At 67.3% G+C, this 18,891-nt stretch carries 13 protein-coding genes; 2 read left to right on the top strand and 11 right to left on the bottom strand.

Annotated elements, in window-relative coordinates:
- Positions 1 to 3: 3 nt before the first annotated feature.
- The 7 genes from ED208_RS10780 to bcsD are packed head-to-tail and all read right to left on the bottom strand — an operon-like array spanning position 4 to position 13,467.
- The gene (locus tag ED208_RS10780; RefSeq protein ID WP_123211901.1) at positions 4 to 825 is read right to left on the bottom strand and encodes a tetratricopeptide repeat protein; all 822 of its coding nucleotides are present in this window, start codon (positions 823 to 825) and stop codon (positions 4 to 6) included.
- Positions 822 to 5,540 (bottom strand): cellulose synthase subunit BcsC-related outer membrane protein, encoded by a 4,719-nt coding sequence (locus ED208_RS10775; protein WP_158608513.1) that lies wholly within the window; start codon positions 5,538 to 5,540, stop codon positions 822 to 824. The genes ED208_RS10780 and ED208_RS10775 overlap by 4 nt, the downstream gene beginning before the upstream one ends.
- Positions 5,519 to 6,685, bottom strand: a complete 1,167-nt coding sequence (gene bcsZ, locus ED208_RS10770) for a cellulose synthase complex periplasmic endoglucanase BcsZ (protein ID WP_123211899.1) — start codon at positions 6,683 to 6,685, stop codon at positions 5,519 to 5,521. Before bcsZ ends, ED208_RS10775 begins: the two co-directional genes overlap by 22 nt.
- 18 nt (positions 6,686 to 6,703) lie before the next feature.
- Positions 6,704 to 11,221 (bottom strand): UDP-forming cellulose synthase catalytic subunit, encoded by a 4,518-nt coding sequence (gene bcsA / locus ED208_RS10765; RefSeq protein WP_123211898.1) that lies wholly within the window; start codon positions 11,219 to 11,221, stop codon positions 6,704 to 6,706.
- Entirely contained in the window at positions 11,218 to 11,991 is a 774-nt protein-coding gene (gene bcsQ, locus ED208_RS10760; protein ID WP_123211897.1) for a cellulose biosynthesis protein BcsQ, read from the bottom strand. The genes bcsA and bcsQ overlap by 4 nt, the downstream gene beginning before the upstream one ends.
- 24 nt (positions 11,992 to 12,015) lie before the next feature.
- The gene (bcsR, locus tag ED208_RS10755; protein WP_123211896.1) at positions 12,016 to 12,972 is read right to left on the bottom strand and encodes a BcsR/BcsP family cellulose biosynthesis protein; all 957 of its coding nucleotides are present in this window, start codon (positions 12,970 to 12,972) and stop codon (positions 12,016 to 12,018) included.
- Between the two features lie 12 nt (positions 12,973 to 12,984).
- Complete coding sequence (bcsD, locus tag ED208_RS10750) at positions 12,985 to 13,467, bottom strand: cellulose biosynthesis protein BcsD (protein ID WP_123211895.1); 483 nt, start codon at positions 13,465 to 13,467, stop codon at positions 12,985 to 12,987.
- A 244-nt stretch (positions 13,468 to 13,711) separates the two neighbouring features.
- Here bcsD and sthA point away from each other — a divergent pair, with 244 nt between their 5' ends.
- A complete protein-coding gene (gene sthA / locus ED208_RS10745; RefSeq protein WP_123211894.1) occupies positions 13,712 to 15,106 on the top strand; it encodes a Si-specific NAD(P)(+) transhydrogenase in 1,395 nt (464 codons plus the stop codon).
- Positions 15,107 to 15,332: 226 nt separating this feature from the next.
- Here the strand turns inward: sthA and ED208_RS17095 are convergent, their stop codons facing one another.
- Positions 15,333 to 15,605, bottom strand: coding sequence for a hypothetical protein (locus tag ED208_RS17095; protein ID WP_148044734.1), 273 nt, complete (start codon positions 15,603 to 15,605; stop codon positions 15,333 to 15,335).
- Positions 15,606 to 15,833: 228 nt separating this feature from the next.
- On the opposite strand from ED208_RS17095, the gene ED208_RS10740 reads away from it, so the two are divergent.
- A complete protein-coding gene (locus ED208_RS10740) occupies positions 15,834 to 16,049 on the top strand; it encodes a helix-turn-helix domain-containing protein (RefSeq protein WP_199720592.1) in 216 nt (71 codons plus the stop codon).
- Between the two features lie 3 nt (positions 16,050 to 16,052).
- Here the strand turns inward: ED208_RS10740 and ED208_RS10735 are convergent, their stop codons facing one another.
- The 3 genes from ED208_RS10735 to ED208_RS10725 all read right to left on the bottom strand — a co-directional run bounded on the left by ED208_RS10735 (position 16,053) and on the right by ED208_RS10725 (position 18,882).
- The gene (locus ED208_RS10735; protein ID WP_123211892.1) at positions 16,053 to 16,994 is read right to left on the bottom strand and encodes a DegV family protein; all 942 of its coding nucleotides are present in this window, start codon (positions 16,992 to 16,994) and stop codon (positions 16,053 to 16,055) included.
- A 77-nt stretch (positions 16,995 to 17,071) separates the two neighbouring features.
- Positions 17,072 to 17,701, bottom strand: coding sequence for a CoA pyrophosphatase (locus tag ED208_RS10730; protein ID WP_123211891.1), 630 nt, complete (start codon positions 17,699 to 17,701; stop codon positions 17,072 to 17,074).
- Positions 17,698 to 18,882, bottom strand: a complete 1,185-nt coding sequence (locus ED208_RS10725; RefSeq protein WP_123211890.1) for an O-succinylhomoserine sulfhydrylase — start codon at positions 18,880 to 18,882, stop codon at positions 17,698 to 17,700. The genes ED208_RS10730 and ED208_RS10725 overlap by 4 nt, the downstream gene beginning before the upstream one ends.
- Positions 18,883 to 18,891: the final 9 nt, after the last annotated feature.

Below are 18,891 nucleotides of genomic sequence, written 5' to 3'. Positions count from 1 at the left end.
CCGTCAGGGCGCAGGAGTGGGGCAGCCGCTACTGGGACCGCTGCGACTGACGGTTTTCGGTTTGCTCTTCTTCTTCGCCGGCGCGGCGGCGCTCGGTTCGCGGCAGGCCTCGGAGATGTAGTAGCCGCTGCCGTCGCCAGTGGCGAACGATCCCGCCGCCGCGTTCGACACCCGGCTCGCTGCACTGGCGGACGGGACCGAGGCCGGCAGGGCCAAACCGCCGTCGTCCACCAGCACCGCAGCACCATAGCTGGGCTGGCTGACCCGGCGGCTACCCCATAGAGCCGGCGGCGCGGGCGGCAGGCTGCCATTGATCGCGGCGGGACTCTGGCCGGCCGGTTCGACACCGGCCATCGCATAGCCCTGCACATAGCCGCGTAGACGCGCCAGGTTGGCGGCGATCTCGGCATTGTCCGGTTGCAGTTTGGCGGCGCGTTCCAGCATCGCGGCGGCCTCGTGAAACTGGCCCTGCTCGGCCTTGGCGACGGCGAGATTGTTGAGCGCGACCGGATCGAAAGGATTGACCTCCAGCGCCCGCTCGAAGCTCTGCTCGGCGCGCTCGGTCTCGCCCTCGGCCATGCCTTGCAGACCGGCATCGGCCTCGCCGAACTTGGCCGTTGGCATCGCCGCAGCCGGTGGGCGGATCGGCTGCCCCAGCGTCGGCGGCTGCGCCAGGTAGCGCTGATCCGCCCTGGCGCCGTAGGCACCTGGATAGGCGACTCCGGCCATCCCGGCCGGGGCCGGCACCGGGCTCTGCGGCGGCGCGGAAGCGCAGGCGACGCAGGCCAGCAGCGGCAGCGCCTTCAGCAGGTCGCGGCGGCTCATAGGCGGGGGTCTCCGAAATTGAAGTAAGGCAGCAGCAAGGCCGGCGGGTTGGAGACGCGGCTCTGCGGATAGAAGCTGTAACGCAGATAGCCCAGCGCGCTGCCTTCCTGGTAGTCGCGGGCATTGTCGATGGACAGCCGCGCGCCAGCGGACAGATTGGGATCAAGCAGGTATTCGAACTGGCCGCCAAAGCTGAAGCCGATGCCAGTGGACTGCTTGGAGCTGTAGCCGCCCTGTAGCTGCAGCTCCGGGTCGGCCAGTTCCAACGCTGCCGTGTAAGCGTCGGCGAGACCAACATCCGAGGGGTAGTAACCGGCGCCGTCCTCGCGGAAGGCCTGGATACCGATGGCGCCGCCGATGCGGTAGCTGAAGCGGTTGTAGTAGCCCTCCCACTCCACCGGCACGCTCACCGCGAAGTAGGACTGTGGGCTGAAGTAGCCGCCGTGCCCGAAGCTGAACCGGCGCAGGTTCTTGTCGTAGCCGAAGGCAGTCAGGTTGAGGCCGTAGGTGAGGCGCATGCTGCGACGCTCGACCGCGCGGGCATAAAGGCCACCACCGATCTCCACCACCGAGTTCTCCGGCAGGTGCTGGCCATCCAGCAGGTAGTAGCTGCCGTTGCCATAGACGCCATAGCGGCCGAGGTCGTAGGCGACATCCAGGCGCCCGCCGGTCTTGGTCACGCCGCCCCAGACCAGACCGGTGCCGGGATCGCGGGCGCCGGCGTAGGACAGCAGGCTGTCGGTCACCGAGCGGCGGGCGACGTCGATCTTGAAGCTGGTCTGGCCGACGCTGGGGCGCCAGTTGACGCCACCGACCAGGGTTTCCACCGGGAAGCCCAGCGGCGAGGTACCGAAGTCGGCGCGAAAATCGCCCACTTCGTAACCCAGCCCGAGGGCAACGCCCGACTCGCTCTGGCTGATGCGGCGGCTGGTGATGGTGGTGGGGTCCTCGCCGTTGGCCGAGGCCAGGGCGGTCGCCAGCCCCAGGGTGCCGAACAGTGGCAGGCTGCGACCGGAGAGGGTGCCCGCCTCCAGCGACACCGGCACCGCACGAAACTTGAAGCGGCCAGCCTCGGTGGCCGGGAACCCGATCTCCACCGGCGCCTCGATGCCGTCGAGCCGGTCCAGGCCCTCGACGCCGTCGCGCGAGCGCAGGCTCAGGCCGATCTGTCCGTAGGGACTGCGCTTGGCGCGCAGATCGCCGATCTCGCGCAGCAACTGCCGGCGGTCCTCCGGGCTGCTGCTCTCCTGGCTGAGCACGACCTCGGGACGGCTGAGCTTGAAATCCATTGCCGGGCCGGCGACGCGGGCGGGCGGCGGTGGCGGCAGGCTGTAGCGCGGTGCGGCGACCGGTGCGGAGTAGCCACCACTCTGCCTCGGCACCTCGTAGACGCCGTAGCTGTCGCCGTAATAGATCTGCGGCGCTGCCTTGGCTGCCGCGCCCGCCGCCGGTGGCTGCAACTCCGCGATGTCGCCGAGCAACTCTTCGCGCAGGCTGGGCTGCGGCCGGCTCAGGGTGGTCTGCAAGCCAGTGCCGTTGGCGCGACGGGGCGCGGGAAACTCGCTGCGCGTCGGCGTGATCGGGGTCGGCGCCGGGCTGCTGGCGGGGACGCTGCGATAAACCGGAGCAGTGGCCGCTGGCGCTGCTGGCGCCATCGTGGCGCCGCTGGCGCCTTCGACGTAGCGATAGGCGGCGCTGTCACCGCTACTGCGCAGCTCCTCCGCCCAGTAGCCGCTGGGACGGCTGACGGTAGCGCTGGCAGCCTTGCTCTGGCCGCTCTCAGGCGGTGTGGACACTTTCCAGAGCCGCCCTGCCGTGTGGCGGGCCGGGATCGAAACATCGCCCCGGGTCCAGGCGGCGCGCATGAGACGCGCTGCCGGCAGCGGAACGGCGGCCCGCCGCGATCCGTTTCCCATGGCCAGCTGCACCGGCACTGCGGCCGGAGCCAGCTTGGCGCGGACTGCCGGGATCGACTTGGCGGACGAGGACCGGGCGACGGCCAGCACGGCGGTCTGCTGCGGTGTTTGGCTGGCGGAGGCCGGCTTCACGGCCGCCACCGCCGGCACCGGGGCGAGCGCACCCAACACCTGCGGCGAATACGGCACCCGGCTGCCGGCGGCAGCGGGGTCGATCAGTTGCAGCAGCGGCTGGGCATTGCTCTTGCTGAACGGGTTGCCGCCTTCGCCGGCCCGCTGGGCGTCGATGCGCAGCGCCTGCTGGAACAGCTGCAGGGCGCGACCGTCGTCGCCACGGCCACGTGCCGAGCGACCGGCCATCGCGTACAGGCGCGGGTTCTCGGGATCGAGTGCGAAGGCCCGCTCCAGCAGGGCATCGGCCTCGTCCCACTGCGAGAGCGAGAGCGCGGCATTGATCGCGCCCTTGTAGGCATCAAGATCCTGATCGTTCTGCGCCAGCACCTGCCGATACAGACGAGAGGCCTGATCGTAGTCCTTGGAGTCGTTGTAGAGCCTCGCCAGCGCCATCATCAGGCGCGGGTCCTTGGGGTTCAGGCGCAGCAGGGGTTCCAGGTACTCGTAGGCGCGGGCGAGGTCGCCCTCTTCGCGTACCAGATCGGCCTGACGCAGACGGTAGGCGATGCGCAAATTGGCCAGGCCCTGGCTCTGCTCGGCGTCGAGGTCGCCCTTGCGCAGCAGGTCTTCCATCACCACTTCGAACTCGGCGTCCTGACGCAGCTTGAACAGCAGGCCGGCGTATTGCAGACGCAGGCCGGACCCGGGGTTGCTGGTCCGGGTCAGGGCCTGCCGGATGTAGGCCAGCGCGCGACTCTCGTCGCCGACATCGGCATAGGCGGTGGCCAGCGCACCCAGCAACTCCGGCTGGTCGGCGGCATAGGGCTCGACCTCGGCCAGGATCTGGCTGGCGACGCCCGGCTGCCCCAGGTGCGAATACACGCCGGCACGCTGGGTCTGGTAGCGCACCCACAGCCGCTTCTGCAGCTCGGTCATGCCGGCGTTGCGCGCGCCGGGCTCGATCCGCTCCAGCAGTTGCAGCCCCTCGTACCAGTTCTGTTGCTCGGCGAGCAGCAGCGCCTTGATGTACAGGGCCTCGGCCTGGACATTGCCGCTGCCCGGCGCCAGCAGGCCGTCGATCAGCGTGCTGGCCTCGCGGCTGCGCTGCTGGCGCTGGTAGATGCGCGCCAGGTCGAGACGGGTCCAGGGGCTCTCCGGGTCGACCAGCAGCGCTTCCTTGAGCAGGACTTCGGCGCGGGCATCGTCCTTGGCCTTGAGCGCCTCACCAGCCTGGTCGCGCAAGCTCTGGGCCTTGAGCACCCCGAAACCGCCCAGCTGGGCACGCACTTCCGGCGACGCCCGCTCGCCCAGGGCGATGGCCTCCGGCAGCCGCCGGTCGCGCGCCAGCAGCGCCATCAAGCTGCGCAGGGCATCGGCGTTGTCGGGCTGGCTGCGCAGGATGTCGCGGTAGATCTTCTCCGCCTCCGGCAGCTGCTCTTCCTCGACCAGCAGGTCGGCGAGGCTGATGCGCACGGTGGGCTGTTCGGCGGCCCGCTGCGGATCCTGGCTCAGCGCCCGGCGCAGTTCGCGCACCGCCAGGGCGTTGTCGCCGGCCTTGCGCGCCGCCTCGGCAGCGCGCACCAGCTGCCAGAAGCGGGCGGTATCCAGGGCATCCTTCCAGCGGCTGGCGCGCGCCTTGTTGAGATTGGAGGCCCGTGCCAGCAGATCGGCGGCCTCGCCGTAGGCCTCCTGGCGCAGTCGGATGATGCCCAGACCGCCGAGCACGTCGGCGGACTCGCCGTAGTTCTTGAGAGCCTGGTTGAACTGCGCCTCGGCCAGCTCCAGACGACCGTCGTTGAGGCTGTCGAAGCCCTGCTTGACCAGCTGGCCGCGCAGTTCCTCGGCGCTCGGCGGCTGATCGACCGGCTCGCTGCGCGCAGCAACCACGGCGCTGCTGCGGGCCTCGCGCAGGGAGTTGAGCTTGGCGCTGATCTGGCTGTCGTCGCCGCCCTGGCGCAGATAGTCCTGGTACAGGTTCTCGTCTCCGGCCTTCGCGCCCAGCCAGAGCAGCGCCTGACGCCAAGCCTGACGGGCCGGGCTGGCCAGCGTGCTGTCCTTGCTCAGCTCGGCGAGGCTGCGGATGCCTTCGCGGCGGGTCGGTTCCTGGTAGGTGAGGTGCTGGGCCAGCGCCAGCCGGTAGATCGGCTCGCCCGGGTTGTCCTGCGCCAGCTTCTGGATGCCGGCATAGGCCGGCTGCCAGCCGTTATCGGTGCCGGCCAGGGTCTGGTAGTACTCCAGGCCCAGACGGCCACCCGGGATGTCGTTGTTGAAGACGCTGCGGTAGGCCTCCACCGCCTGCTGGTACTTGCCCTGGCGGGCCAGACCGCGCGGCTGCGCCAGCTTGTCCGGATCGTAGCTGCCGGCGCGGATCGCGGCTTCCAGGCGGCGCAGGTCGGGGTGATTGGGGTGTGCTTCCCGCAGCCGGTCGAGATACACCTGGGCGGCGGCGCCACGGCCACTCACTGCCTCGGCATTGGCCAGGCCGGATAGCGCCGTGGGATTGTCGGGCGAGACCCGCAGCAGCTTCAGCCAGTTCTCGCGGGCGAGGTCATAGCGGCCCTTGCCCTCCCAGTAGCGCGCCTGGGTGGCAAGCTGGTCGGTGGTCGCGGCTGCGGTCGGCGGCTGTGCCTGAGCCGTCGCGGCGGCGCAGGCCAGCGCGAGACTCAGTAGGGCCAGCCGCAACATGTCTTTGACCATCGTGGAATGACCTGACCCTGGGTATCAATGCGATAACGCTGCTCGGCCCACCCCTCTCCGAACAGGGCGAGCACCTGGTCGTAGTAATGGGGTGGCGTTCCGAGGTTGCCGTCGCCCCCCTCCTGCCGACTGTTTTTCAAGCGGACACGCTGGGTTGCAGCAGTATCTTCATCCACTACTGCGAGGAAAGGCAACACGGCCGCAGAGTAGCCAATGGGGGCACCGCCGGAACTCCGGCCAGTGGCGGCATCGACCACCTCCGGCGGCTGGCCCTGGGCACGGACCAGAGCGGCGTAGGGGGCAAGTAGTTGTAGCAGCGGCGCGGCGGCACGCTCGCCGCTGGCGACCGCACTGATCCCCGCCCACAGGTAGACGCGGATGGCGTCGTAACTGCTGCGCTCGCCACTGACCGCATCCAGCAGCGGCTTGCCGGCGGCATCGACCTGATACCAGTCGGGAGCAATGCCGCTCCGCAACAGGCGCTGCATCTGGGTGAGGTGATTGCTCCAGACCGACTTCCAGGGCCCGTAGGGGTCGATCCCGGCGAAGTAGCGCAGCTGGAATTCCGGCAGGTAGCTGGGGTTCAGGCGCCAGCGGCCGTCCTCAAGCTGGAAGCCCTGCGGCGCCGGTAGCAGCATGACGCCGACCCCTGGCACCTCCGCCAGCTCCTGGGCACGGATGAGGTTCAACAGCGCCCTGCCCTTGCGGCCGTAGGCCGGCGCCTGCCAGAGCCGCGCCGCCTCCATCAGGCTGTAGGCGATCCAGAGATCGGCGTCGCTGGCCGGGTTGGGATCCTTGACGCCCCAGCTGCCGTCCTCGCGCAGGCCCCAGAGCCAGGCCGGCAGCCGCTGTTCCAGAGGCCCGCCGCTGAGGTTGGCTTCGGTCCAGCCGAGTATGCGGTCAAACAGCGGCCGGTCATTGGCGACCAGCGCGAAGAACAGGCTGTAGGCCTGTCCCTCGGAAGTACTGCGGTCGCCGGCGGTGCGGTCGATCACCCGGCCGTCGTTCTGCACGAACACCGTGCGGTACGACTGCCAGGCGCGCCAGGGGCGGCTCCACTGCCAGTAGCTGTAGGCCGTCACCGCCACCACGACGGTGATCGCGGCAGCGACCGCCGTGATCGCATAACGCATGTCAGGAGCAGACCTCGCTCAATGACCGACCTGCTTGCGGCGCATCGCCATCCGCCGCAGCGAGCGGTACAGCACCGTCGCCAGCAGCAGCGCCGCCAGCAGGCAGAGCATCACCAGCACCAGCGGCTGACGCGAAGCCCACCAGCGCAGATGGGTGAGCAGCGGCAGGCTGCCGACGTTGTACTGCGGCCCGAGCAGGTAGTTGTTGACCTGGTCGCCGTTGAACAGCACCAGGTCGCCGCGCACGAACTGCGCCTTGCCGGCATCGGTGAACAGGTTGGCGACCTCGGTCAGCCGCTTGGGCGTACCGGCGGTCATCACCACCACCGTGCGCTTGGACGACAGCGGCGACTCGAAGCTCATGATCAGCCCCAGGGAGCGCCCGGCTTCCAGCACCACCCGGCCGGCATGGTCGATGGCGCCGCTGAGGTCGCGACCCTCCCAGCGCGCGCGCAGACGCTCGATCGGACCCAGCACATTGAGGCTGACCGCGCCGTCGGCAACCGCCACCGGCATCGCGCTCGCCCAGCGTTCCAGCAGCGGCTGGTTGCCGGCGCTGCCCAGGATCAGGATGTCGTGGTCGTCGTAGGCGTCGATCTCGGCGGCGCGAACCAGCGCGAAGCGGTGCGCCGGGTAGCCGGTAGCGTTGCCGATGCGGCCCATCACGGTCAGGAAGGCCTCGATCTCCTCGGCGTTGATGTTGTCCGGCATCACAATCGCGGTCTGGCTGAGGTCCGCGTACTTGGTGAACGGGAAGCCGCCGTTGGCGAACAGGGTCAGCTCCGGCAGCGCGGTGTAGTGCGGGAAGGCCGACAGGTCGATGGTCGAATCCTGGTCGATGGCGCCGCGCAGATTGTCGAGCACCACGTCCTTGCAGGCGCCTTCCTTCTTGCGCTCGAAGTAGTACTGGAACTGCAGGGTGTTGTCGGCGCTGAACTTGTAGTCCGGCACGTAGACGGTGCCGCTGTTGACCGACTCGTACTGCGACACGAACGGCAGCTTGATGCGCTGCTCGGCCGCCTTGTCCTCGCCGCTGTAGGACAGCGCGATGGCCTCGACGAACTCGTTGTTGATGCTGATGTTGAGCGTCGACTTGGAGCCGACGGTGGGCGTGTAGCGGTACTTCAGCGCCAGCTTCATGCCCTTGCTGCGCCAGGTGAACAGATCCGGCGGCGCGTGGAAGGGCACGCGGATGGTATCGGGGTACAGACCCGCCGCTTCCAGCTGCCAAGGCTGGGCCAGCTCGCCGACCTGCACCGGGCGGTCGGTGGGAATCCAGCGCGGCGCGTCGTAGGGCTTGCGTGCGCCCGGATCCTTGAACTCGCGGATCACCGCCTCGGCACCGGACAGGCCCTGGGCGCCCAGAGCAAGACTGCGCGCGGCGGCCTTCAGACCTTCACCGGTGCTGCCCCGGATGACCAGCAGGCTGGACATCGGATCGCGCGGATTGGCGACCAGCATGATCTTGGCATTGCTGCCGTCGCTGGGCAGGTTGAGGCCGGCCGGCGCGCGGTTGCCGTTCACGAACACCACCGCATGGCCCATCGGCAGGCGGTCGAGATAGACCGGGAAGCTGGCGCCACGGTAGTCGGCCAGGGCGCCGAACCAGGACGAAACCACTGCCGCCGAGTCCAGTTCTTCCAGGCCCGGCGAGCCGCTGAACACGAAGGGCAGCGTCAGCTTGCGGGAATCACGGGCGTCGAAGAAGGGCTTGGGCAGCAGATTGAGATCCTGCGGCAGCGCCAGCGGCTTGGTCTCGATCTCCAGCGTCGACTTGTTGCTGACGATGGTCCACAGGCCGGTGCCGAGCGGGTTCTCGCAGTCCATGGTGTAGGACATGATCGCCTGCAGGCCGATCTGGTTGTATTCCACGAACAGGCGCGGGTCGATGTCGATGATCCGCTCGGAACCACCGGCGGACTCCGACGAATACTGGATGGTCGCCGCCAGCTCGTTGTTGACCAGCACGTTCATGTGCGAGAGCGGCATGATCAGCGAGGGCGAGTGCGCAAACTTCAGGCGCAGGCGCGCCTTGGTCACCACCTCGTCGTCACGCACCGCCACCGGCAGCGTCATCTCGCCGGTGACACCGCGCAGGCGGATCGGCTTCTGGGCGCCCATCGACTGGAAGGTCAGCAGTCGCGATTCCACCCGACTGCCGCTGAGCGCGTTGTCTCCAGCGGGTGCGGAGGCGGCGTCGGCCTGCTGGGCGCGCGCCGGGTGCGGCAGGCCCAGCAGAGCTGCGGCCAGCAGCGCCGGCAGCAGCACAGCGGCGGCACGGCCGGCCTTCAGTTTGGGAAAGATCCGATTCAGGGCTTCCATAAGGGAACTCTTCAGGTTCTGAGCAGTGAATTTGGTGAGGTGTATCGCCCCGGCCAGGCCGAAGTCGAGAATGGTGCGGAAGCTTTCGCCGATGCGATCCACCGGACGGGTGGCCGACCAGTCCACCCAGGCGTCGGCGCGGCCGAACAGCGCGTAGACCAGTTGCCGCTCCTGTGCCACGTCCAGCGGCTGGAATTCCAGGGTCAGCATCTCGCCGCGCGAGCGCACCACCCGTACCGGGGTCCAGACCAGGCTGCGCTCCGGCACCAGGGCGACCTGCACTTCCGCGCCCTGGGGCAAGGGATAGGGCTGCGACAGCTTGAGGCCGACACCGCCTTCGGAAAGATCGGTGGTCACCGCCTCGATCATCGGTCCGTCCGGCACCCGCAGCCGGGCGTTGATGGTGGTGTCGACGCGGATCGAGCGGCGCACCTGCTTGGACTCCCAGGCCACCGCCAGCGCGGCGCTGATGATGATCAGGTTGTAGACGCTCCAGAGGATGTTCAGCACCACGGTATCGACCTCGTGGGTGTTGAACTTCAGCGCCCGGGCGATACCCACCGCGACGCCGGCGAGATTCAGCACCAGCAGCCAGAGGTAGGGCTTGGCGATGTCGGAGTCGAAGTAGGTCCGCTCGTTGATGCCGCCCTTGGCGGTCACGTTGAACGAACCCAGCTTGGGGTTGATCATCGCCAGCAGCGTCGGCCACATGATGTAGGTGGCCAGCACCGTCTCGTAGACCTCGGCCCAGAACGAGTGCCGGTACGGCCCCTGGATACGCGAGTTGGTGAGGTTGCCGTGGGCGATGTGCGGCAGCGCGTAGGCGGCGATCACCAGCGCGCCGGCGCTGATGATGTGTGCCTCGAAGAACAGATAGGACAGCGGCGCGGTCATGAACACCAGGCGCGGCAATCCGTAGAAGAAGTGCAGCATGGCATTGGCGTAGCAGAGCCGCTGGCCGAAGTGCAGACCGCGCCCGAGCAAGGGATTGTCGGTGCGGAAGATCTGCGCCATGCCGCGCGCCCAGCGGATGCGCTGACCGACGTGCGCCGACAGCGATTCGGTCGCCAGACCGGCGGCCTGGGCGATGTTCAGATAGGCGGTGCTCCAGCCACGCCGGTGCATCTTCAGCGCCGTGTGGGCGTCCTCGGTGACGGTCTCGACGGCGATGCCGCCGACTTCCTCCAGCGCGGTGCGCCGCAAGACCGCGCAGGAGCCGCAGAAGAAGGTGGCGTCCCAGAAGTCGTTGCCGTCCTGCAACAGGCCGTAGAACAGCTCACCCTCGTTGGGCACCTGGCGGAAGGTGCCCAGATTGCGCTCGAAGGGGTCGGGCGAAAAGAAATGGTGGGGCGTCTGCACCATCGCCAGCTTGGGGTCGTGCAGGAAGCCCCCGATGGTCACCTGCAGGAAGGAGCGGGTCGGAATGTGGTCGCAGTCGAAGATGGCGATGTACTCGCCATGGGTCTTCTGCATGGCGGCGTTGAGATTGCCGGCCTTGGCATGCCGCGAGTTGTTGCGGGTGATGTGGATCGCACCCACCTGCTCGCAAAACTCCCGGAACTGCTGGCGCTTGCCGTCGTCGAGCACGTAGACGTTGAGCTTGTCCTTCGGCCAGTCGACATCGAGCGCGGCGAGGATGGTTGGCCGCACCACCTTCAGCGGCTCGTTGTAGGTGGGGATGTAGATGTCCACCACCGGCCATTCCTTGAGGTCCCGGGGCAGCGGCGTCGGCTTGCGATTGAGCGGCCAGAGCACCTGGAAGTAACCGAGCAGCAGCACCACGTAGGCGTAGAACTCCGCCGCCAGCAGGCCGCTGGAGAAGAACATGTCGCCGTAGCGGTCGCTCGAATAGATCGAGCCCAGCGACTCGGTGAGCCGCCAGTACATGTAGCGGGTGCTGACCAGCACCGACAGCAGCATGAGGATGTGCGAGACCAGGCGCCCTTCAATGCGGTTCAGCCACACCGCCAGCAGGAAGGTGCAGATCGCGAACAGCACCTGCCCGCCGAACGATAGCGGCGTGGTCACCACCATCACCGCCGGAATCGCGCACAGCAGCAGGCTCAGCGGCAGCATCCAGCGCCAGTCCCAGACCCCCAGTTCGATCAGCCGCTCGATGCGGCGGTCCCAGTTCTGGTTGATCAGCACCCGCGACCAGGGCTGTCCCACCCGCGCGGCGTTGCTCAGCACATAACTGGGATTGCGTTCGCTCATGGCAGCTTGAGCAGCCAGTCCGCCAGCGCGGTGATGTCGCGGGTGGCCGGCGACTCCGGGGCGTACTTGAGGATCGGCGTCTGCGAGGCCAGGGCTTCCTCGACGGCGGAGTCGAAATGCACTTCCACCGGAATCAGCCGCTCGCCGAGATCGCGCTCGAGCGCCGAGGCGACGTCACGGCACAGCACCCGGGCATTGTTCATGCGGTTGAGCAGGTAATAACCGCCCTGAAAGTCCGGGCGCGGGCGGCTGTACTCGTCCAGCCAGCGTTCCATCGAGGGGATGGTGATGAACGAGGCGGCGTCCGGCAGCAGCACGCAGACCGCGACATCGGCGGCCAGCAGCGCCTGGGTCAGGTAAGCAGAGCCCCCCGGCGGGGTGTCGACGATCACATAGCTGCCGGGCGACAGCCGCAGGGCGTCGAGGTTGCGCACCAGCCAGGTCGGATCGCTGTCGAGCCGGCGCTCGAATTCCCGGCGATCCGATTCGGAAATCAGTCCGAACGGCAGACAATCAATGCCATAGGGGCTGCGATAGACACAGTCCGCCCAGGGCAGGCCGCGCAGGGTCTGCACCGCGAGGCCGGAGGTATCGTCCAGCGGCATCTGGTGATGCAGGCGCAGGCTGTTCTGGGAGTCGAGATCCACCAGCAGCGAGGCCTGCCCGCGCGCGGCCAGGGCCGTCGCCAGGTTGGCCGCGATGGTGGTTTTGCCGACGCCGCCTTTCGGCGACACGATCGAAACGATCAGTCGGTTGGTGTTCGGATTCATGCGCCTTGTATGCCGGCCGGTCCGCTATTTTGACGGCCCATTGTGGCCCGAGATGCGGCGCAGTACATCATCCAGCCGCGCCTCGCGACTGGCGCTGCCCTGCACCTGCGGCGTGGCAGGGGTACGCAGACGCAGCCGACCGCTGGCGGCCGCGCGCGGCGGCTCGGGTTCGGCCAACCGACGGAACGCCGCTTGCAGATCGCCGCCCAGCTCCGCAACCCCGGCACCGGCCTCCGCCACCGGCGGCGGCGCTGGGCGCGGCGGCTGGCGGTTCTTGGCAGGCACCGGAGATTCCGCGCGTTGCGGCTCCGGCCGGCTGGCGGCCGGTGGCATGGTGGAAGCAACACGGGCCGGAATCGGCGCCGGAGCAAGCGGCGCGGTCGGCACGACCGCCGGCTTGCTCGCGGCGGGCGGAACGGCGTAGCGGGTTTCCTGCTCGGCGTCGTAGCCCGCCCAGGCCGGCGGCGGCAAGGGGGCCGGCGGGATCGCCGCGCCGCCGCGCAGTTCCCGGTATACCTGCTCGGCAGCAGCTTCCGCTGGCGGCGGCACGGCCAGGGTCGGAGCGGTCGGCAGCGGCGCGACCGGAACCGGCTCGCGCACCGACTGGAACAGCGAGCGCAGGCCCTCGGCCAGCGGCTGGTCGGCCACTGGCGCCGGCGCCGCAACGGTCGGTACGGCCACGGTCGGCACAGCGGCCGGCGCCGTGGTGGCGCGCGGCAGCAACTCGGCCCATTGCGAAGGCGTGGCCGGGGCCGGCGCACGCGGCACCGCCGCCGGAACGGCGGCAGGCGGAGTGCTGAGGATGGGGGCGACCTTGGTCGGCAACGGCTGTTTGCTAGTCGCCTGCAGCAGCGACCAGCGCCGGGGCGCTTCGGTCACGGTGGCATTGGCGCTCGGCGCACTGCGGATCTCCTGGTAGTCGCTGGGGTTCAACCCCAGATGGGAGAACAGCTGCTTGATGTCATCGCTTTTTTCCGACATGACGATCCTCCCTTAGAGGAACTGACTCGGGTGCGCCAACCGAAAACGCAGGGTGTCCTGCACACCCTCCGGCTTGCCCAGTTGCTGTAGTACCAGCGTCTCCTCGGCCCCCAGCTGCTTGAGCCAGTCGCTGTAGAGTCCTTCGAGCAAACCCGGAGCCCATTCCATGGCGGCATCGCCGAAAGCCTGCCGCAGCGGCGCACAGGAATGCAGGAACTCCAGGCTGGTGTTCAGATCCCGCACCCGCATCCAGCCCCAGCCCATGTTGCGCAGCTGCTCGTTCGCGGCCTGCTCGAGGTCTTGCAGAGTCTCACCGGCGATCAGCGGATTACGCCGGGCGATGCGGCGGCCCAGCAGCAGGAAGAAGGCCCGGATTTCCTCCGGACTCATCTGCTCGCTCAGTTCCTCGCCCAGCACCCGCAGAAAATCCGCCCACTGCGGGCTGACCGGCTTGGATAGGAAATAGGCCAGACTGCCCTGCTCGAGATCGCTCATCGCCCACGCTCCAGAAATTGTCGACCCGACCTTCAAAGCACCCCTGCAACTTTGGTCGTGGCCACGAAACCGAGGTTTGTTTAAAGCTTATTATCTACCTTAAGGTAAACTTTGAACTACCTGATTTCAATGAGCTTTTTTTACAGCATTCGCCCGGACGGATAAATTTCTGTACGGACAGTCAGGCAAGCCGGCCGGTCATCATCCCTGCAAAAGCCACGCAACCCCTACCGTAGTAAGAAATATCGACATGAAGCATTACGACCTGGCGGTGATCGGTAGCGGGCCCGGCGGCGAAGGCGCCGCGATGATGGCCGCCAAGAATGGCCTGAAGGCGGTCGTGATCGAGCGCCATTTCGACGTAGGCGGTGGCTGCACCCACTGGGGCACCATTCCCAGCAAGGCGCTGCGGCACGCGGTGAAAACCCTCAGCGACTTCCAGAACGAGCCCCTGCTGAGCGAGTTCCGCAGCTCCCTGCGTCTGTCCTTCCCGCAATTGCTGACCCGCGCCGGGCGGGTGATCGAACAGCAAGTGGCGCTGCGCCGCCGCTTCTACGAGCGCAACCGGGTGCCGGTGCTGGCCGGCAGCGCCCGCTTCGTCGACGCCCAGACCCTGGAAGTGGACAGCAGCCTGGGCAGTTCGCAGAAGCTGCGCGCCAAGCATTTCGTGGTCGCCGCAGGATCCCGCCCCTACCGGCCGCCGGACGTCGACTTCAATCATCCGCGGGTACGCGACAGCGACACCATCCTGCAACTGGCCGACAGTCCGCACGCCATCACCATCTACGGCGCCGGTGTGATCGGCTGCGAATACGCGTCGATCTTCGTCAAATTGGGCTGCAAGGTGAACCTGGTCAACACCCAGGACCGCCTGCTGTCCTTCCTCGACGACGAGATCGCCGAGGCCCTGTCCTACCATTTGCGCGAGCAGGGCGTGATCGTCCGCAACAACGAGCAGTACGCCCGCATCGAGGCGCGGGCCGACGACGTGGTGCTGCACCTGAAGTCGGGACGCCGGATCAAGTCCGACCTGCTGCTCTGGGCCAACGGCCGCACCGGTAATTCCGACGGCCTGGGACTGGAGGCGCTGGGCTTGAAGCCCAACTCGCGGGGGCAGCTGGCGGTCAATGAGCATTACCAGACCAGCCAACCGCAGATTTACGCCGTCGGCGACATCGCCGGCCCACCCGCCCTCGCCTCCGCCGCCTACGACCAGGGCCGCTTCGCGGTCGAGCACATCCTGACCGGCGGCGGCAGCTCCGAGCGCTTCCGACTGCTGCCCTCTGGCATCTACACCATCCCCGAGATCAGCAGCGTCGGCAAGACCGAACGCGAGTTACAGGAAGCCGGCGTGCCCTACGAAATGGGCCACGCCCAGTTCAAGAGCCTGGCGCGCGCGCAGATGACCGGCGAAACCGTTGGCATGCTGAAGATCCTGTTCCATGCCGAGACGCTGGAAATCCTGGGCGTGCACTGCTTCGGCGACCGCGCCTCGGAGATCGTCCACATCGGCCAGACCGCGATGGCCAGCCCCACGCTCAACAATCTGCGCTACTTCATTAACACCACCTTCAACTATCCGACGATGGCCGAGGCCTACCGGGTAGCTGCGCATAACGGTTTGAATCGCCTCGCGTAAGGGTAAAGACCTGATTCCTGTAGCCCCGATGAAATCCGGGATTGCGCCCTCAGCGGAGAAATGCCCCGGATTGCATCCGGTCTACCTGCCGGGCTGGGTGCAGGGTTATCGGAGGCTATTCCGCTACTCAGAGAACGACAGAGATTTTCTCCACTGCCATCCCGTTGGCGACAGCCTCACCCGTGCATGCGGGTTCCACGGGAAGATTGCCCCATACCTGACCAGTTCATCTGGCACTTAAGTCTTTTCGTATCTGGCTTGCACGCTTGGCGACTCCGAGCATGAGCAACATCAAGTGCTCGACATACTCGCCGTCCCCGCGCCCACTGGCATTCTCCAAGGCACCATGAAGCAGTGAACGTAGCTGGGTCAGGCTGTACTCCGTTGGAATCGTCAACGCATGTCGCAAACCTTCGCGCGTCATGACACCGCGCCCCGGCAGCGCAAGACCGGCCAAGTAAAAATGATGATCGCTCTTTTCATGATTTTTCCCATTCACTCGGCACTATTCCGGCTCCCCAGCCAGGAATGTGGCACCCGAGTTTCCCAATAGCACCCCGACCAGGAACCAGACGCATCCCGGAACAAGGTGTCCGTATAAATTCTGCTGTCCGCCAAGCATCTCAAGACGCTGGCCAGATTATCCCGTTTCGGGTTATCCCGCAACAGGTTTTAGCGTGCTTGCACTATGGCGAGCAGGCGTAACTGGGAGACCCGCAGGCAGGACTTGAGAGTCCTGCTTAAATCGGTGCGCCTAGAGACAGGGCTCACTCAGATGGAGATGGCGGCACGCCTGCGCTCCCGCCCTCAGAGCTATGTCAGCAAGAGTGAGAGCGGCGAGCGAAAGATCGACCTGGTCGAACTCGAAGAAATCTGTGAAGCCATCGGCGTGGACTTGCTGGATTTCGTCCGCCGCTATCAGGCCTCGCGCGCTCCAGACTAACCTCTACAGGTCCACTTCGTGCTCGGCGGCGGCAAAGGCCACACCCACCGCGCCCTCGCCGACATGGATGCCGGCGACCATGCTCATCATCGCCACGAACACCTCGACGCCATGCGCGTGGGCGGTGTTCACCAGTTGCGCGTAGCCAGGGAGCGCCTCAAGCAGACGCGGATCGCCGCCGTACTCGACCAACAGGCTCGGCGTCAGCAGGCCCTTGCGGATCTGGCCTTCGACGTACTTGAAGACCTTGGCGATGCCCTCGTCGAAATGCCGCAGCCGGGTCACCGGCTGGGTGGTGTTGCGGTAGCCGCGCACCAGGGGCTTCACGTCCAGCGCCGAGCCCAGCACGTACTGCAATAGCCCGACGCTCTTGTCGCCCTTCTTGTGGGCGCGGGCGCGCAACTGTTTCAGGTCGCGCGGCAGCAGGTAGCCGTAAGTGTTCTGGGTGAGGAATTCCAGGCGCTCGCGAATCTTGTTGTGGCTCTCGCCGGCCTTGATCATGCGCACGCACTCGATCACCGGAATCGCCTGACCGCCGAAGCAGTTCTGGGTGTCGATGATGCGCAGGCCGAACGGCGTGGGGATACCGGCGGCGGCGCGGATCGGCTTGTACTCGTTCAAGATCTGCAGCGCCGCGCGATTGGCGTTGTCGAACATCGGGCTGCGCGAGCTGGCGATGGTGAAGCAGAACACCAGGTCGTAGTCGAGGACCAGCCGCTCGAGAAACAGTTTCTTGATCTGCTCGACGGTGAACGCCGAGGTCTCCGCCCGCGCCGCGTCGGTGACGTGCTTGCGGTAGAACTCGATGGTGGTCGCCGCATTGCGGTCGTCCAACATCGTCTGCCCATCGAGATGCAGCGTGATCGGCAGAATGACGATCTTGTTTTCGTCGATGAAGGATTGCGGCAGATCGCACGCGGAATCCACCACGATGCCAATTCTCATGTCTCCCCCTTTAAAGGTTTATCAAGGGATCATAAACATGACGGGCCGGTCTTCATAGCCGGGCTGCCGAAGACGCCTCAAGCGCGGTGCGAATTTACCTTGCGGCACAGCTCCCAGAGCATGCCGGCGGTCGCGCCCCAGATGCGACGCTCGTGGTAGTTGATCTCCAGAAACGGCAGCTTGAAGCCGTCGCGGCTCAGCAGCCCGCGCTCGAAGCTTCCGGGATCCAGCGCCACCGCCAGCGGCAGCTCGAAGACTTCCGCCACTTCGCCCGGATCAACCCGGAACTGCGCCGGCGGCTGCACCAGCGCCACCACCGGCGTGATGCGGTAACGACTGATGGTCGGGTAGTCGTCGAGATAGCCGATCACCTCGGCATTCTCCGGCGGCAGCGCCACCTCCTCCTCGGCCTCGCGCAGCGCGCAGGCGGCAAAGCTGGGATCGCCAGGATCACGGCGACCACCAGGAAAGCTGACCTGGCCCTTGTGGTTGCGCAGGGTCTCGGCGCGGCGGGTCAGCAGCACCGTCAGCCCCTCGGGGCGTCGCAGCAAGGGCACCAGCACCGCTGCCGGCTTGAGCAGCGGCAAAGCCGGCAACAAGGCCTTGCGCATCACCGCCGGCATGTCCAGATCGACCATCGGCCTGGGGCCCTGCTCGTCGCTGCCGGCCAGACTCGCCCGCAGCAGGGCCTCGCTGGCGGCGGTCATGCCGTCAGGGCTTGCCGCAGATCGGCGATCAGATCCTTGACGTCTTCCAGCCCGACGGCGATGCGCACCAGGTTCTCGCCGATGCCGGCCTTGGCCCGCGCCTCGGCCGAAACCCGGCCGTGGGTGGTGGTGGCGGGATGGGTGATGGTGGTGCGGGTATCGCCCAGGTTGGCGGTGATCGACAGTAGGCGGGTGGCGTCGATCAGCTTCCAGGCCTGCTCGCGGCCGCCGCGCAACTCGAAGCTCAGTACGCCGCCGAAACCCCGCTGCTGGCGCTTGGCCAGGGCGTGCCCGGGGTGACTTTCCAGGCCGCTGTAGTAGACCCGCTGCACCTGCGGCTGCTGCTCCAGCCAGCGCGCCAGCTGCATGGCGTTGTCGCCGTGCGCCTGCATGCGCAGCGCCAGGGTCTCCAGGCCCTTGAGGAATACCCAGGCGTTGAACGGGCTCATCGAGGGGCCCGCTGTGCGCAGGAAGCTGAACACGTCCTTGCCCACAGACTGCGCGTCGCCGACCACCGCGCCGCCCAGGCAGCGGCCCTGCCCGTCCAGATACTTGGTAGCGGAGTGGATCACATAATCGGCGCCGAGCTTGAGCGGCTGCTGCAGCACCGGCGTCAGGAAGCAGTTGTCGACCGCCAGCTTGGCGCCGTGGGCATGCGCCAGTTCCGCCAGGGCGGCGATGTCGGCCACCTCCGAAAGCGGGTTGGAGGGGGTCTCCACGAACAGCAGCCGGGTCTTGGGCGTGAGCGCCTGCCGCCAGGCGTCGAGGTCGGTCAGACTCACCCAGCGGGTGACGATGCCGAAACGCGACAGCACGTTGTTGAACAGATTGACGGTCGCCCCGAACAGGCTGGTGGAGGCGATCACCTCGTCGCCGGTCTTCAGGGTCGCCAGGCACAGCGAGAGGATTGCCGCCATGCCGCTGGCGGTGGCCACGCAGGCCTCGCCCCCCTCCATCGCCGCCAGCCGCCGCTCGAAGGCTTGAACCGTGGGATTGGTGAAGCGCGAGTAGACATAGCCCGGCGCCTCGCCGGCGAACACCGCCGCCGCTTCCGCCGCGCTGCCGAACACGAAGGACGAGGTCGGGTGAATCGCCGCCGAATGTTCGCCGACGCCGCGCGCGGGCTCGAAGGCCCGCACGCCGAGGGTGGCGAAACCCCAGTCCGGGTCGAAGTCAGCCATGACCGGACT

It is taken from the genome of Stagnimonas aquatica (assembly GCF_003730135.1).
GTDB classification, from domain to species: domain Bacteria; phylum Pseudomonadota; class Gammaproteobacteria; order Nevskiales; family Nevskiaceae; genus Stagnimonas; species Stagnimonas aquatica.
The sequence above is the reverse complement of the archived record's forward strand: the minus strand, read 5'-3'. Positions and strand labels throughout refer to the sequence as shown.

Excerpts from the sequence above, each read along its gene's own strand:
- ED208_RS10780 (WP_123211901.1), bottom strand. The coding sequence starts at position 825 with ATGAGCCGCCGCGACCTGCTGAAGGCGCTGCCGCTGCTGGCCTGCGTC.
- bcsD (WP_123211895.1), bottom strand. The coding sequence starts at position 13,467 with ATGAGCGATCTCGAGCAGGGCAGTCTGGCCTATTTCCTATCCAAGCCG.
- bcsZ (WP_123211899.1), bottom strand. The coding sequence starts at position 6,685 with ATGCGTTATGCGATCACGGCGGTCGCTGCCGCGATCACCGTCGTGGTG.
- bcsR (WP_123211896.1), bottom strand. The coding sequence starts at position 12,972 with ATGTCGGAAAAAAGCGATGACATCAAGCAGCTGTTCTCCCATCTGGGG.
- ED208_RS10735 (WP_123211892.1), bottom strand. The coding sequence starts at position 16,994 with ATGAGAATTGGCATCGTGGTGGATTCCGCGTGCGATCTGCCGCAATCC.
- ED208_RS10730 (WP_123211891.1), bottom strand. The coding sequence starts at position 17,701 with ATGACCGCCGCCAGCGAGGCCCTGCTGCGGGCGAGTCTGGCCGGCAGC.
- bcsA (WP_123211898.1), bottom strand. The coding sequence starts at position 11,221 with ATGAGCGAACGCAATCCCAGTTATGTGCTGAGCAACGCCGCGCGGGTG.
- ED208_RS10725 (WP_123211890.1), bottom strand. The coding sequence starts at position 18,882 with ATGGCTGACTTCGACCCGGACTGGGGTTTCGCCACCCTCGGCGTGCGG.
- bcsQ (WP_123211897.1), bottom strand. The coding sequence starts at position 11,991 with ATGAATCCGAACACCAACCGACTGATCGTTTCGATCGTGTCGCCGAAA.
- ED208_RS10775 (WP_158608513.1), bottom strand. The coding sequence starts at position 5,540 with ATGTTGCGGCTGGCCCTACTGAGTCTCGCGCTGGCCTGCGCCGCCGCG.